The sequence below is a fragment of the Prevotella falsenii DSM 22864 = JCM 15124 genome (genome assembly GCF_000613945.1).
Taxonomy (GTDB): Bacteria; Bacteroidota; Bacteroidia; order Bacteroidales; family Bacteroidaceae; genus Prevotella; species Prevotella falsenii.
The window spans coordinates 1-13,067 of the sequence record NZ_BAJY01000007.1 but is presented as its reverse complement, the minus strand read 5'-3'; the positions used below and the strand labels follow the sequence as shown (position 1 = coordinate 13,067).

The 13,067-nt window shown below is 45.1% G+C and carries 12 protein-coding genes, 1 tRNA gene and 3 pseudogenes; 9 read left to right on the top strand and 7 right to left on the bottom strand.

Annotation, left to right across the window (positions count from 1 at the left end; all coding sequences use genetic code 11):
* Positions 1-2 precede the first annotated feature (2 nt).
* Together JCM15124_RS13190 and JCM15124_RS04065 are read right to left on the bottom strand one after the other, a co-directional pair.
* Positions 3-2,068 (bottom strand): annotated as a pseudogene (locus JCM15124_RS13190) (TonB-dependent receptor plug domain-containing protein).
* Between the two features lie 105 nt (positions 2,069-2,173).
* Complete coding sequence (locus tag JCM15124_RS04065) at positions 2,174-2,557, bottom strand: hypothetical protein (RefSeq protein WP_024998405.1); 384 nt, start codon at positions 2,555-2,557, stop codon at positions 2,174-2,176.
* A gap of 505 nt (positions 2,558-3,062) precedes the next feature.
* Between JCM15124_RS04065 and JCM15124_RS04055 the strand changes: the two genes are divergently transcribed.
* From JCM15124_RS04055 to JCM15124_RS15750, 3 genes are all read left to right on the top strand, one after another.
* A complete protein-coding gene (locus tag JCM15124_RS04055; RefSeq protein ID WP_024998403.1) occupies positions 3,063-3,497 on the top strand; it encodes a D-Ala-D-Ala carboxypeptidase family metallohydrolase in 435 nt (144 codons plus the stop codon).
* A gap of 242 nt (positions 3,498-3,739) precedes the next feature.
* Positions 3,740-4,210, top strand: coding sequence for an HU family DNA-binding protein (locus JCM15124_RS04050; RefSeq protein WP_024998402.1), 471 nt, complete (start codon positions 3,740-3,742; stop codon positions 4,208-4,210).
* A 280-nt stretch (positions 4,211-4,490) separates the two neighbouring features.
* Positions 4,491-4,583, top strand: a complete 93-nt coding sequence (locus JCM15124_RS15750) for a smalltalk protein (RefSeq protein ID WP_156930635.1) — start codon at positions 4,491-4,493, stop codon at positions 4,581-4,583.
* Between the two features lie 98 nt (positions 4,584-4,681).
* Here JCM15124_RS15750 and JCM15124_RS15745 read toward each other — a convergent pair whose 3' ends face one another.
* The 4 genes and pseudogenes from JCM15124_RS15745 to trxA form a co-directional block, all read right to left on the bottom strand.
* Positions 4,682-5,020, bottom strand: a complete 339-nt coding sequence (locus tag JCM15124_RS15745) for a hypothetical protein (RefSeq protein WP_156930633.1) — start codon at positions 5,018-5,020, stop codon at positions 4,682-4,684.
* A gap of 193 nt (positions 5,021-5,213) precedes the next feature.
* Positions 5,214-5,644: pseudogene (locus JCM15124_RS13180) on the bottom strand (Fur family transcriptional regulator).
* A gap of 288 nt (positions 5,645-5,932) precedes the next feature.
* On the bottom strand, positions 5,933-6,292 hold the full coding sequence (locus JCM15124_RS04035; RefSeq protein ID WP_024998401.1) for a MarR family winged helix-turn-helix transcriptional regulator: 360 nt from the start codon (positions 6,290-6,292) through the stop codon (positions 5,933-5,935).
* Between the two features lie 19 nt (positions 6,293-6,311).
* Positions 6,312-6,797: a thioredoxin gene (trxA, locus tag JCM15124_RS04030; protein WP_024998400.1), complete on the bottom strand. Its 486-nt coding sequence runs from the start codon at positions 6,795-6,797 to the stop codon at positions 6,312-6,314.
* Positions 6,798-7,267: 470 nt separating this feature from the next.
* On the opposite strand from trxA, the gene JCM15124_RS04025 reads away from it, so the two are divergent.
* From JCM15124_RS04025 to JCM15124_RS04000, 6 genes and pseudogenes are all read left to right on the top strand, one after another.
* Positions 7,268-7,897, top strand: coding sequence for a flavin reductase family protein (locus JCM15124_RS04025; RefSeq protein WP_198019118.1), 630 nt, complete (start codon positions 7,268-7,270; stop codon positions 7,895-7,897).
* A 572-nt stretch (positions 7,898-8,469) separates the two neighbouring features.
* A tRNA-Ser gene (locus tag JCM15124_RS04020) sits at positions 8,470-8,554 on the top strand.
* Between the two features lie 369 nt (positions 8,555-8,923).
* Positions 8,924-10,150, top strand: a complete 1,227-nt coding sequence (locus tag JCM15124_RS04015; RefSeq protein WP_024998398.1) for a site-specific integrase — start codon at positions 8,924-8,926, stop codon at positions 10,148-10,150.
* A 35-nt stretch (positions 10,151-10,185) separates the two neighbouring features.
* Positions 10,186-10,653, top strand: a complete 468-nt coding sequence (locus JCM15124_RS04010; RefSeq protein ID WP_024998397.1) for a DUF1896 domain-containing protein — start codon at positions 10,186-10,188, stop codon at positions 10,651-10,653.
* 140 nt (positions 10,654-10,793) lie between these two features.
* Positions 10,794-11,141 carry a hypothetical protein gene (locus JCM15124_RS04005; protein WP_024998396.1) on the top strand — a complete coding sequence of 116 codons (348 nt, stop codon included), beginning with the start codon at positions 10,794-10,796 and terminating at the stop codon, positions 11,139-11,141.
* A 148-nt stretch (positions 11,142-11,289) separates the two neighbouring features.
* A pseudogene (locus JCM15124_RS04000) lies at positions 11,290-11,616 on the top strand (PcfJ domain-containing protein); the annotation flags it as partial.
* A 5-nt stretch (positions 11,617-11,621) separates the two neighbouring features.
* Here the strand turns inward: JCM15124_RS04000 and JCM15124_RS03995 are convergent.
* Positions 11,622-12,908: a DUF2971 domain-containing protein gene (locus tag JCM15124_RS03995; RefSeq protein WP_024998394.1), complete on the bottom strand. Its 1,287-nt coding sequence runs from the start codon at positions 12,906-12,908 to the stop codon at positions 11,622-11,624.
* Positions 12,909-13,067 lie beyond the last annotated feature (159 nt).

Sequence of the window (13,067 nt, the reverse complement as noted above, 5' to 3'; positions counted from 1 at the left end):
GCCTACATGCGCTTTCCGAGGTTCAGGCGGATACCTGCGTAGACCATCGCTCCCTCTATCGGACCATAAACGAGCGTGGGTTCGAAGGTTTGCGACCACGGGTTGTGATAGCCTATGATGGGATTTTTCTGCTTGTAGTTCGTAAGGTTTTCGCCGCCTACGTAGAGTGCAAAGTGGCGGAAATTGCGCGTTATCTGCGCATTCAGCTGTCCGTAGGCACTGTAGTTGTGCTGCCACGACGGTGTGCCGTCAGCCGTTGTGTAGGGTGTAGGCATGCGTCCGCCGCCGTTGAGCGCAAAGGTTGCATCGAACTGCCACAGTCCGAGCGGTGTTTTATAGCTTGCGGTGAGCAACGCTTTGTATCTGCTTTGCAGTGGTTTCGATAGCAATCGTCCGCCGTAGGTAGCCTTTACGAGGCTGTAGCGATAGGCTGCGGTGAGCTCGAAACCGCGGAAGACGGGGTAGGAAGCATCAATCTGAAAGGTGTGCGAATAGCTCTTGCCGTCCAAGTTGCCGATGTGGAGCGTCAGCGGGTCGGTGTCGTAGTCGATGATAGTCTGACTTGTGAAGTGCGTGTAGTAGTATTCTGCGTTCACTTTCAGCAGTCTGTTCCGTATGGGAATGTTGAAAGCCATGTTCGTTCCGTAGTTCCATGCCGCTTCCTGCTGTAGCTTTGGGTCTACCACAAGGCGTCTGCCCGATGCCATCAGGTAGTTGTTTTCTGCCAAGGCGTGCGGACTGCGGTAGCCCTTTCCGGCAGAAAGACGGAGGGTGAGCACGTCGGTGGGTGCCCACTTGATGTGGAAACGCGGGGTAACGAAAGTGCCGTAAACGTTGCTATGGTCGATGCGGACTCCTGCCATCGCCACCAGCCGATTGTGAAGGTTCAGCGTGTACTGCACGTATGCGCCCGAAGTGGTTTCGCTCTCCACGTCGTTCGACAGCGGATAGCGGTTGCCGTAGTTGGCGGAAATGGCGGTAGGGTCGGTCAGATTAAGGTTCTGGTGCAGGTAGTCGTGGTTCATGCTCAGTCCGGCAGAAAGGTTGTGCACTTCGGCAACGTTGGTTTCAAACACCAGCGATGCGTAGGCGTTCTTCTCGTTCACGTCGTAATGCTTGATGCCGTAGTCGGCAGCCTGCTCGTGCATGGATATATTGCCCATCAAAGCAATATTGGTGCCGTGCTTCGGGTCGAGAATGAAGGCGTGTTTCATGTAGCCCTCGTAGCGGTTCGTACCGATGTTGATGCGATAGGGCGTTGCGCCGGGGGCAAGATGGTGGGTGTGTCGGGTTTGTCCGCTCATTCTGTCTTCTTTCAGAAAGCCCAGTCCTGCGTGGAAAATATAGTTGCCGTTCTTCCACAGCCAGCGGTTCTGCAAGTTGTATTGTCGCACTTGCGGACTGTCTTGAAAGCCGTCTCCGTTGCCATCGTGTTGGTTCCAATTGTTTTCAAAGTGGGCAAGAACTTCCGTGCTCAGGTTTTTGTTGCCCCCGATGTGCAAGTTGCGTCGGCGTTTGCTTCGAGTTTGCTCATCGTGTTGCCGTAGACGTTGATGGTTGCGCCCTGTTCGTCCTCGGGCTTTACGTACTCTACGTTAATCTGTCCCGTCATTGCCTCGTAGCCATTCTTCACCGACGAGTTGCCCTTGCTTACCTGCAAACTCTTCAGCCAAGGGCCCGGCACATAGCCCAGACCGTAGGGTAGGGCAGCACCGCGGAAGTTTGGCAGGTTCTCGGTGAGCATCTGCACATACGTGCCACTGAGTCCGAGCAGCTTAATCTGTCGTGCGCCGGTTGTGGCATCAGAGTAGTTTACGTCTACCGAAGGGTTGGTAACGAAGCTCTCGCCCAAGTTGCAGCATGCCGCCTTGAAGAGTTCGTCGCGCAATATGTCTTGTCCGTTGATGGCACCGCCCAGCGTGCGCACGGTGGCGCGCCTTGCGGTAACGGTTACGTTTTCGAGTTCTTGTTCCTTGAGTGTTGCCAGCGAGTCGGCAGAATTGTGTTGCGCCATGGCAGGCAATGCGAGCAGCAGGAGTATTCCTGTGCGTATAATATGTTTGTTCATTTGTTAGTTTGTTCTTTTAATTTGATTTTGTGAATACGAAAACAGTATCTGATAGACACGCTGTTTGTTGTCCGTCAGATAGAAAGCCATGATAAAGTTACAAAATCAAATTATGAGAACGGTAAGCCTTTGCAGGTATCGTCGCGGCGGACTGTGCCGGCAATAGGGCATCAGCCGTATCGGCGACACAATAAAAAGTAATGTGGGCAGGGCAATGAGCAACGTTACAAGCGGTTCGAGCAGCGACAGTTGCAAGGGTTGCAGGTCGAACTGTGTCGTTGAAGCCTGACTTGCTTCGGTAAGTTTCAGTACCTGCACCTTCATGCAGCCTTTGTCGGCACCCTTTCCGCAGCCTCGGTCGGCGATGGGTTTCTTGCCAATGGCAACGTTGCCGGTATGTGCACACTGCATCAACACGACGCCTGTTGTTGTCCATACAATCAGCACGGACAGCAACAACAGCAGCAGTATGTTGATGGTTTTTTTCATTACAGGCGGTAAAGTTACTACATTTATATTTATTTCTGTGCGAAGTAGGTGCATTTTAACATTCGTTTTGGTGGTGGGCAGCAAAGCGTGGAGGGAGTAAAGTGCCTAGGAAGCCTAGATTTTCTAGGTATCCTAGAGCTCCTAGAGCCCCTAGGAACCCTAGCCCTCCTAGATATTCTAGAGTTCCTAGAACCCCTAGGAAACCTAGAACCCCTAGGCTTTCTAGCCTCCCTATCCCCCCTTTCACCGCGCCAAACAACAGTTTTTATAAAGCGTTGGCGCATCGGCGAGGGCGCGAAACCGCTATGCCAACACTCCCCACCTTACTACCCACAGAATACTTGATATGGCTTTCTCGATGTTGTACCTTTGCAAACGTAAACGAACAAGGGGTGCGGGAAATGTTGAAAGCAGCAAGACTGCTACACATTATTTATATATATAGATACGTAAACCTTTGAGAATGTAAAAACAAAATTATAAAAACATATAATGCGACAAAAACATGAAATTAACTTTTGACGAACATCTGTCGCCACATTTCACGGTGGGCGAGTTCTTTCGGTCGGGCACGGCTATCCGATTGGGCATTGTGAACGAGCCTGACGCACACCCCGAAGACGGACTGACGAACGAGGAGGTGATAGAAAACCTGCGGGCACTGTGCACGGAAGTGCTGGAACCACTGCGCCGAAGGGTGGGGCGGGTGATAATAACGAGCGGCTATCGATGCCGAAAGCTGAACAAGGCGGTGGGCGGAGTGTGGAACTCGCAGCACCTGCGGGGCGAGGCTGCCGACATATATGTGTCGGACACGGAAACGGCGATGCGCTACGGACGCATTCTCGAGGAACACTCTGCCGTGCAGCAGGTGTTGTTGGAACCGCTTGGAACAAAGCACAAGCGATGGCTGCACGTAACCTTCAGGCGGAAAAAGTAGCGTTGTCGGCGACGCATTGGGAAGGTTTCCGTTGGCGTTCTCGTCGGGGCAGACGAGCTGTGGCAGACCTGTTTGGTCGTTGCCGGTATCTGCGCAGCCCTTACATCTCGACGTAGCAGCTACGCCTTCGATGAAACGCCGGCACATCTGCTCGACAATCGAACAAAATAAGTCAAGGACTATAATGCCCGGTTTGGGATTATCAATTCATTTTTTTATTAACCTTTTAATTTTTAAGTATTATGTCTATCAAGTACAAAATGTATCAGTTAAAGAACAGTTCAAGCAAACGTAACGGTTATTGGTATGCGCGTGCCGCACACATAGGCACTGCCGACACCAAGGATTTGGCAGTACGCATTGGTGAACGCTGTACCGTAACCGAGGCAGACATCTTGGCAGTGATTAGTGCACTGGTGAACGAGATGACACACAACCTCAAGAATGGTATGCGTGTGAAGCTCGACGGCTTCGGCGCATTCAAGATTGCCATTCGCTCTACGGGTGTAAAGGAGGTGAAAGACTTCTCGGCAGCGAAGAACATCAAGTGTCCGCACGTTATTTTCCAGCCCGAAACCCATGTGGGTGCCGACAAGATGCGCATCAAGAACTTTGTTGCGGGTGTGAAGGTAGAGGAGCTTGACAAGTATGAGGGCACGCCAAAGCCAAAGAAAGAAGAAGGTTCTACCGGCGGCGAGCAAACACACCCATAAGCGAAAAGGCGTGGGGCTTTTAGGGGTGCGTGGGGATAGAAGAACCCCTAGAACCCCTAGGAACCCTAGAACCCCTAGGAACCCTAGAACCTCTAGGAAACCTAGAATCCCTAGAACCCCTAGGAACCCTAGGAGTTCTACCATTTCAATGGCTATTTTCATGCCCTTTTTGACCTTAGAACCCCTTAGGATTCCTAAGACTTCTACCATTCCTATCCTCCCCGAACCCCCTGCCTTCCCACCTTCAACCTATTATTAACTCTTTAAAAATCTCAAAAACATGAAGAAAGAAAAATGGAAGTTCATCGTTCAGCTTATCCTTTCAGTGCTTTCGGCTGTTGCCACTACACTGGGAATGGGCTCGTGCATGTAAGCCACTGCGGTGCGTACGGCGAGAGAGAAAATCGCTAAGCACACGGCAGAACGACCGTCAGAGACTTTAGACCATCATTTGTAAATCTATTGTACCGATTATTTAAGACTGCACAACAGCTTGATATTGAGCATATTCTGCGCACAACTGCCGACAAAAGGGTAGGTTGCAGCCGACATTTGCGGAAAAAGCAACCGACAAGCGAGTAGGTTTGGTGCGACAGAATAGGAATGAATATGAGCAGGGTGCGACGCATTGGGAGGTCGGTGGCAACAGAAAGGGAAGATGACTGCGTGGCAATGGCGGTTTTTCTGCCTTTCAGTGGCGTTGTGGTGCCTGCGCTTTGGCAGGTTCGGCTTAGAACATGGCTGTGCGACTTGCTTTTGTTTTGTGTCGTCTTCTCGTAAGTAAGGCGTAACAAGCTGTGTTCTAAGCACTTTACATACAACGGCAACAAATAGGGAAGTTCTTTGGAAACGGACAATAAAACAACTGCGACAAAAAAGTAGTTTTACTTGTTAATCGAGGCGTAAACGTGAGTGTAAGCCTCCGATTAACAAATATTTTCACTTTTTTGTCGCAGTTTATATATTTATATAGTTAAATCTTTTTGCCTGTATTTCCGTTATTTCAGGAAATGTTTTCGGCTTTCTTTCTCAGACATTCCGGGCAGATGCCTTTGTAGTAGAGCTGTGCATCGTCTACGCGGAAGCCGTCGATAGATGGGCTTTGCGGTGCGGGGGGCTGCATATCGGGCAAGTCGAACACCTGTCCGCACTCTTTACAGCAGAAGTGTGCGTGCGGTGTGGTGCAGCGTCGTAGCAAACACGATGCTCGTCGATGGTAATCATGAGTGCTCCACCCTTCTCAGAGAACATTCTGAGGGTATTATATATGGTGGTGCGGCTTACAGATGGAATACGTTTTTTCAGTTCTACAAAGATGTCGTCGATAGTGGGGTGCGTTTTGTGTGTCTGCAAATAGCGCATAATTTCTATGCGTTGCAATGACGGACGTATGCCACAATCGAGTAGTTTTTGGTAGGCCGGGTCTATATACATACTGGTTTGCATTTAAAATTTCGCTTGCAAAAATACATATAAAAGCCGAAAATGCCAAATAAAAATGGAAAAAGCGTATCTTGCTTACCCGAAAACAGGTAGGCTATAAGGGTTGTAGAGGAGTTTTTTGAAAGGTTTACACCGTTTATTCTTGTTACAGGCAGGGGGCGAAACCTTTTGTTACGGAACTTCGGAAAGGCAGTGCTGCAATGTTTCCGCATTGCCGAAAGCGAGGGAAACAGTACCTTGCTTCAGCCTTTGCGGCAGCCTTGCCACGGCGTTCCTGCACTACGGATTGATGATGGCAGCGAGGTTGGGCGGTGCGGGGAACGATTGGCAGTTCACGTGCTCCATCTGTTCTCTTCCTTGCGCTGTGATGCTGCACCGTTGGCAGCGGCTGTCGTGCTTGCAGGTTTGGCGTTCCAAAAATCCTTTTCGTTCGAGCGAAGCGATTACTTTCGATGCATTCGAACGAGTGAGCCCCATCTCGTTGGCTATTTCGCCAGCGAGAAGGCTCTCCTTGTTTGCGAGCATACACAGCAGCATGAGCTCGTTGATGTTCATGCCGAATGTGGTTTCCAATGCCCGTTCAAATTCCACTACTGCGCGAAAGATGTTGTGTATCTTGTGTATGCAGTTGTTGTCCATACGTTTTTGTTGTGTGGTCTTATTTCAAAAGAGTTTCTTTTATCATTCGTTCGAGTTCGGCTTTGGGGTGCGCACCTACCGACATGGTGGGTTTTCCCTCTTTCGGTACGAACAGCAGCGACGGTATGGAACGTATGTTGAACAATGCCGAGAGTTCCTGATTTTTGTCTACGTCCACCTTGTACACGTCAATCTTGCCGTCGTACTCCTGTGCTATCTCTTCGAGAATGGGGGCTGTGGCTTTGCACGGACCGCACCACGTAGCATAAAAGTCGATGATGGCAGGCTTGTCGCCCTTGAAATTCCATGTGTCGCCTGCGGTTGCGTAGTCCATTACCTTTTCCTTGAACATTGCTTCGTTCATTTCTATTGTCTTCATCTTGTTTCCTTTTTTAGTTTGTGCAGTCGCCTGCTTGTTGTTTTCTGTTTTGTTTTTTGCCGATGTGTTGCAACTGCTGAGCGTAAATGCTACGGCTGCCACGGCAATGAATATTCTTGTTTTCATTTGTCTGTCAATGTTTTGGTTTCACTTCTGTTTCTCTTTCCTGTTTCTTTTTCCTTTCTTTTGTTTTTTCTTTGTTGTTATTGTTAATTGTCATCAGTATGTTTCCTAACGTCTATCTTTATGTTTCCGTTGGAAACTAATGCAAAGATAAGGCGTCTGTTTCGTATTAACAAATTTCCAATGGAAATAATATCAGCTTATAACTTAGTTTAACTTATAGCAACAGAAATTGTGCAAAGTCCGGCAGCCACATGGCTTTTTCGATGCAAAAACTACAGATATTCGGTAAAATATGGTTATCTTTGCAGAAAATGGGTTGCGCTCAGCAATTAAAGAACAAGTTTTTATAACGCTCGTTGGTGCTGTCTTTACAGAACGGTATATTAAATTCGATGGTGGAATAGGGTAACATTAAGCCGTAAAAGAAATAGAATAAAGGAACAAAAAGATTAATATAAATGTATAAGACAATGAGAAAAATTATTTTATTTGCCTTGATGGTTCTCTTTGTGGGAATGGTTCAGGCGCAGGAAAAGACATCGAAAAACAACAGAGTAAGCCTTGGCGACATGGCTTTTGTGCTTCCCGAGCCTTGCATTATGATTGGTACTTACGACGCAAAGGGTATTCCCAACGTGATGATGGCAGCGTGGGGAGGACAGATTGAAGACAATCAGATAACTATTCGATTGAGCAAACACAAGACAACCGACAATATCCGATTGAAGAAAGTGTTCACTATCAGCTTCGCTACAGAAGCAACAATGGCAGAAAGCGACTACTTAGGTGCTGTGTCGGGCAATGACGTAGCCGACAAGGTTGCCCGTGTTGGTTTCACAACCCACCGTGCCGGCAAGATTGATGCTCCTGTTATCGACCAGTATCCTGTTACTTTAGAGTGCCGATTGGTAAGTTTCGAGAATGGCATACTCGTTGGCGAGGTTGTCAATACCACTGCCGACAAGAGCGTATTGGACGCTGAAGGACACATAGACATGGAAAAAGTGAAGCCTATCGTGTTCGACCCCATCTCTTTAGCCTATCGTTCTGTTGGCAGTAGCGTGGGTAAGGCTTGGGAAAGCGGCAATAAATACAAATAAATCGTTTGCTTCTTATCTGTCGCAAAGCTCTAAATCCGTTCATGGCAGAACGGCAATTCAACGGATAAAATCATTTAGCAGCTATAAATATGCGTGAGTTCGGTATAAGAATTGTGCCGATATTGTGATTTAATATGTTTATAATCAAAAGGAGATAAAGCATCTTCGTTCTCAAATTTCCATAATATAAAGGTACGTAATTTTCGCATAACCACACGCCGCAAATTCCGGTTTATCCCTCTTTATAAGTGTAAAGGCACAGAAGTTATAAAGTAGAAGCACGCAAGCAGCAACGTACTCATGGAAAAGTAGCAATGCAAAGGTCTGAAAGTGGCAATGTAAAGGTCTGAAAGTGGCAATGTAAAAGTCTGAAAGTCGCAGCACAAAAGCCTGAAAGAAGTAGCGCAAAGGTCTGGAGATTACGCAGCGCAGCCCCATTCAAATAGTTAAAAAAGGTTTACTTCGTAAAATATCTTGCATCTTTTGCTTGTGTTTCAGAAAAACTTCTTAACTTTGCACTCGCTTTGAAGGAACAACCACTTGTTCACAAAAGCAAAATGGTAATCACCATTGGAGAGATGGTAGAGTGGTCGATTACAGCGGTCTTGAAAACCGCCGTGCTGAGAGGCACCGGGGGTTCGAATCCCTCTCTCTCCGCGTGAAGTACTCTGTAAAATGAGTAAACAAAAACTTCAAAAATCTGTAAGTGTCGTAATTTCAAAGAGTTACGACACTTTTATTTTATACTCATTCAAGCTTTCAGAGTACGTAAAAAGGTCGTATGAACACCCAAAATACTCTCCTGTGGCTACAATCCGGCTACATTTTTTTGAGCCTCCCAAAAATTGTAGCCAAGAGTTCGTAGAGAGTTCGTTTAGAGTACTTGTATTTTGCTGTTATTCAAACAATTATGTAGAACTTTGTAGCCGGGCTACAGAGATTGAAACAATGGACTTTTGGCTACAATCAGCCATCTGTCCGGCTACAATTTCTCTGTTCTTGGCTACAATTAAAAACAAGCAAAGTATGAAGTCAATTTTCAGAACAGTCTTCTATCTTAGAAGCAACTATGTAAACAAGGAGGGAAAGACACCGGTGATGTTGAGAATCTATCTCAACAACGAACGCCTTTCACTTGGTTCCACGGGAATTGCCGTAGTGCAATCCCTATGGGACAAAGAGAATGAGAAACTCAAAGGTCGTACAACCGACGTTCTGAGTACCAATCTTGAGTTGGACAACATTCGTAATGGCTTGCAAAACATCTATCGTAAGTTGGAAGATAGCTCCGATTTGTGCTTGGAACGCATCAAGGCAGAGTTCTTAGGTAAAAAAGAGGATATAGACACCCTGTCGCAACTTTTCGATAAACACAATGCGGATATTGCCCAACAAGTCGGCATTTCTGTAAGTGCTGCCACGTTGCAAAAATACAATGTTTGCAGGCGGCACTTTTTGGAGTTCCTGCAAAACAACTATAGAAGAGCAGACATCAAACTGTCAGAGCTGACTTATACAGTTATCCGAGAATTTGATATTTATCTTCGTACTGAGGTTGGACAGAATGCCAATACGGCAACTAAAACGATGAAGACTTTTAAGACCATTGTCATCTTAGGGCAAAAAATGGGTGCCTTGCATCACGACCCCTTCCTCAATCACCGCTTCCATTTGGAGCCGGTAAACCGTGGTTTCCTCACGGACGAGGAAATCATGAAGATAGCCAACAAGGATTTCGGCATCCGGCGTTTGGAACTGGTAAGGGACGTTTTCATCTTCTCCTGCTTTACAGGGCTGGCATATATCGACGTATCCAATCTCACGCCGGACAACATCGTTACACTCGATGACAAGCAGTGGATTATGACCAAAAGACAGAAAACAAGCGTGGAAGCAAATGTCCTACTTCTCGATATTCCGAAGCGCATCATTGCAAAGTATAGTGGAAAGACCTATCGGGACGGCAAACTATTCCCCATACTGACCAATCAGAAGACTAATGCGTATTTGAAAGAAATAGCCGACCTTTGCGGTGTCAAGAAGAACCTGACCTTCCATCTTGCAAGGCATACTTTTGCCACTATGTCGCTGAGTAAGGGCGTTCCAATGGAGAGTGTGTCGAAGATGTTGGGGCATACGAATATTAAAACCACCCAAATCTATGCCCGCATAACCAACAAGAAGATTGAGCATGACATGGAACAGCTTGCCGACAAACTCGGTAAGTTCAACAAGGCAATGGGAATCCGATAATATAATAATGTATAACCCTAAAAATAAAATGAATTATGGAAACGACAAAGAAAGAACTGTCCTACTTCCGTCTGAAGTTGGAGAACTATCTCGGTGAGCATTTCCCCGAAATGCTGAGTGACAAACCATTCATAACGGCAAGAGCCGACGAAGCACTTAGCACCTACTGCGATGCCGTGGCACAAGGTTTTTCGCATCCCGAAGCGGAGACAATGGCAAGCGAAGTGTTGTATCGAGGACTGCACTTCTCAAAATACGACACGCTTGTATCTATCTTGGAGAATGAGTTTGAGAAAGAGCTACCCTCCCCACTTCCCGAAAGACTTTCCCCGATACTTCTGGATAACAAGGCTGTGCAAAGCATTTTCGACAAGTACGAACTCACGGACGATTTCGCCGCAAGTCCTGAGTATGAGAAACTCTACACCGAACTGACAGGTGCAATCGTTCTGCTTATAGAGGTCAATGGTCTGCCAACGATAGGCGGTGAGAACATGACTTGATGTAGTACCATCGGGAGCTTTTGTAGTGTCAAGAGCCAAGATAAACACTCCACTCCACACGCCAAGAGTTTTGCAAACACTTGTCTTTGGGTCGTTAGAGCATCTTGTTATCGCTCTTGAAACTATAAAAAGCTCCGATTATGAATACAATCATCATGAATCAAGACATTCACACACCTGCTTTCATCAAGGCAGACGCATCGAACAAAACCGATAATATCAAGCATCAGCTGACTTCTCCCAAGCAAGTCCGCCGCTTCGGTTGGACACGCTTCATCGAACTGGCCATCCTGCTTTGCGTCGTTATCGGTGCCATTTGGCTTATCTCGAAGATAGTAACGCCACAGGTCGTTACCGCCGTGTCAGTCATTGCAGGTTTTCTGATACTGCGCTTTATAGTCCGGGTAATCCTGAAAGTGACATTTGCGCTTCTGAGTTTTCTTTTCTGGCTGGCGATACTCTGCGCCATCCTGCTTTGCGTGCTTTGAGAAGCACGGTTTTGTAAACCTTTCATTTATATTTCATCGGGTGGTTATCTCGCATTTCGAGATAGCCACCTTTTCTATTTCCCACTATGGGCGTTGCACTTTCGCTTCCTTTCCAATGCTCCACAATATGCGAAATGAAGAAGACGGATTCACCCTACTTACCACTTGTGGAGAGTTTCAAGTATTACGTATGTTCCTACTTATTGTGGGTATGGAGAAAGGTTACAAAGCCCAGACTTCCATAATAGAGATTGGGCAATATTGGTGGAATATGCAGGGACGAAAAGTTGTGGTTGGCATACAGAGGGTATTGGGACACTATGTTGATACCTTTTCCTATTATAGTCCTATGGCAATACGCAACGATAATGAAGCCTATCAGCATATTGCCTACTCACCGATATATCCGAAGTTCAAGGTTACAGACATACTTCGCAGAAATGGTTTAAAGAATAATTTCTATGGCATCGTGCCTCTTCCCTAATGCGCATAAGTTATAGTCTTTATTAGCTTCAGCAGCTTGCAACATAATTTCGTTTTCTTTGTAGAACATATTGTTTTAGGGCTAATATCAATAGCCTTCACTTGTCCAAAATGTTCTTTGTCTACCTCCATTTGATAAAATTTAATTGGACTTTCTATTTGCTTTTCCCGAAGATCTATTGTAATAAGCTTTTTGTCCTTTAAGATGTTCATAATAGTAGTCTTATCTTCTTCAGAACATCTTAACCCAAAATATACAGCTTCAATACAATTCTCAGCTTTTATGACTTTATATCCCTCTCTCCCATTAACATCGAAGTATAAGAGCCTTAATTCGTTTTCGTATTCCCACTGTTTTCCTTTAAGAAAAAAAGCATCCTTCATATTGATACTATCTTTGTTAGAATATTGACTGATATCACTATCAGAATAAGTTACATCATTAAAAAAACAAGTAACTCCATCATTATTGTCGACAAATTTTGTGAATGAATTAGGGAAGTGATATTTGATACATACCCCTTTGTGAGAGTCTGCATAATGTGCCCACATCAGCTCATTCAAGTATTCAGGAAGAGCTCCCTTTAGCTTTTCTTCGTTATTTATAACTTGGTGTGTGTGTGTTTCTTCTCTTGGTAGTTTTATATTTGATGAAAAACAAGAAACTTTCAGACCTTCATTATAAGCTTGGCGAATATATTGAGAAAAATCTTCATCATTATTCAATAGCTCAAGAATAGGGCTATCAAACGGATCGTTAAAATATCCTGGAGATGTCAGCCCTATACTTTCGTTAATTAATGATTGATATAAGTATTTGTTGCATGTCCTAAACTTATATGCGCTTGGGCTATAACTTGTATTATAAGAAATACATATCGAATAGTAAATATACTTTTTTATGGAATCTATTATATTTTTCTTATACTTGTCTCCTAATCTATGCCAGGATAGAGCAACATTTATAAATAGTGTGGTCTTGATCCCTAACTTGTATTTTACAGACTCGTTTTCGTCAAAGAATTTAATCCTTTCAGATAGCAACTCAACTTCGACTGTTGAAAGAGTTTCTAATTCAAAAACTCCAGCAGAATACACAATCAAAGCCTCTCCATACTTTTCCCCAATATCTTTACCACGAAACATATAATCAATAGAATTTACCCATTCTTCTTTGAATGAGACAATAACTTCTTTCGCATTAGTTTGGGAAACATTATTCTCATATTTTCCTATATAAGATATTATTTCGTTGTAGTTTCTTTCTAAAACAGCATATTCCATTATTATTAAATATTTAATTTCTGCAAAGATAGCAATTTATAAGGTAAATTTTATAGAACTTTCATAAAATAATGCACTGACATCAATAATACGCGAGTTCGGGATAAGAAAGTCCTTTTAAAAGTTGGTAATCTCGTTAGTTTTTTGTAACTTTATAGC

Coding starts and splice junctions, on each gene's coding strand:
- JCM15124_RS04065 (WP_024998405.1), bottom strand. CDS start 2,557: ATGAAAAAAACCATCAACATACTGCTGCTGTTGTTGCTGTCCGTGCTG.
- JCM15124_RS04055 (WP_024998403.1), top strand. CDS start 3,063: ATGAAATTAACTTTTGACGAACATCTGTCGCCACATTTCACGGTGGGC.
- JCM15124_RS04050 (WP_024998402.1), top strand. CDS start 3,740: ATGTCTATCAAGTACAAAATGTATCAGTTAAAGAACAGTTCAAGCAAA.
- JCM15124_RS15750 (WP_156930635.1), top strand. CDS start 4,491: ATGAAGAAAGAAAAATGGAAGTTCATCGTTCAGCTTATCCTTTCAGTG.
- JCM15124_RS04035 (WP_024998401.1), bottom strand. CDS start 6,292: ATGGACAACAACTGCATACACAAGATACACAACATCTTTCGCGCAGTA.
- trxA (WP_024998400.1), bottom strand. CDS start 6,797: ATGAAAACAAGAATATTCATTGCCGTGGCAGCCGTAGCATTTACGCTC.
- JCM15124_RS04025 (WP_198019118.1), top strand. CDS start 7,268: ATGAGAAAAATTATTTTATTTGCCTTGATGGTTCTCTTTGTGGGAATG.
- JCM15124_RS04015 (WP_024998398.1), top strand. CDS start 8,924: ATGAAGTCAATTTTCAGAACAGTCTTCTATCTTAGAAGCAACTATGTA.
- JCM15124_RS04010 (WP_024998397.1), top strand. CDS start 10,186: ATGGAAACGACAAAGAAAGAACTGTCCTACTTCCGTCTGAAGTTGGAG.
- JCM15124_RS04005 (WP_024998396.1), top strand. CDS start 10,794: ATGAATACAATCATCATGAATCAAGACATTCACACACCTGCTTTCATC.
- JCM15124_RS03995 (WP_024998394.1), bottom strand. CDS start 12,908: ATGGAATATGCTGTTTTAGAAAGAAACTACAACGAAATAATATCTTAT.